Genomic DNA, 321 nt, shown 5'->3' with positions numbered 1-321 from the left:
ATCCCCAACCCTGACCCGACCAAGAAGGAAATCCGAAATGACCAACCCGTTCGACGACGACAACGCCAAGTTCTACGTCTTGATCAACCAGGAGGGCGAACACTCCCTGTGGCCGGTCTTCGCCGCCGTCCCCGGCGGCTGGTCCATCGCCTACGGCGCCGCCAACCGCAAGTCCTGCCTGGAGTACGTCGAGACGCACTGGGTGGACATGCGTCCCAAGTCGCTCATCGAGGCCATGCCCACCGAGACGAACTGACCACCTGAATGCGCGGGACGCGCCGGTCCACATCCCCCCTGCCGACCGGCGCGTCCCGCCTCGTC

1 protein-coding gene is annotated in these 321 nt (G+C 65.4%); it reads left to right on the top strand.

From position 1 onward, the window contains the following. Positions 1-37: 37 nt before the first annotated feature. Positions 38-256, top strand: a complete 219-nt coding sequence (locus tag ON21_RS25430) for an MbtH family protein (protein WP_039801686.1) — start codon at positions 38-40, stop codon at positions 254-256. The last annotated feature ends 65 nt before the right edge of the window (positions 257-321 follow it).

It is taken from the genome of Nocardia araoensis NBRC 100135 (genome assembly GCF_000308435.1).
Taxonomy (GTDB): Bacteria; Actinomycetota; Actinomycetes; order Mycobacteriales; family Mycobacteriaceae; genus Nocardia; species Nocardia araoensis.
Note: the sequence above shows the minus strand (reverse complement) of the source record. Positions and strands in the feature narration are given on the sequence as shown.

Excerpts from the sequence above, each read along its gene's own strand:
- ON21_RS25430 (WP_039801686.1), top strand. The coding sequence starts at position 38 with ATGACCAACCCGTTCGACGACGACAACGCCAAGTTCTACGTCTTGATC.